This window comes from Acinetobacter sp. 12966 (genome assembly GCF_031196995.1).
GTDB lineage: Bacteria > Pseudomonadota > Gammaproteobacteria > Pseudomonadales > Moraxellaceae > Acinetobacter > Acinetobacter geminorum.
Window position 1 is genome coordinate 1 of record NZ_JAVIMC010000049.1, and the last position, 261, is coordinate 261.

Here is a 261-nt window from a genome sequence, read left to right on the forward strand (position 1 = left end):
ATCAAAATCATTTAAATAGAAAGAAGCAAGGAGTGGAGAAATAGGCATACCTTGCCTTACGCCTTTCCTTAATTTAGAGTAAATTAGTTTTTTATAATCTTTATTATATTCATAAGGAATGCTTGGATCACAATAAATAATTGACTGGAATAAATAAAGTATATCTGGTGGCATTACATCCTTTATCTCATTTAATAATTTTGCTCGATCAATATTGTCAAAAAAAGAAGATATATCTGTCTTTAATACATAGGGTTTAGT

1 protein-coding gene is annotated in these 261 nt (G+C 27.6%); it reads right to left on the reverse strand.

The features are described 5' to 3' along the window. Positions 1-261 (reverse strand): reverse transcriptase domain-containing protein (locus RFW85_RS06885; RefSeq protein WP_309171287.1); only part of this gene is annotated, 261 nt, incomplete at both ends.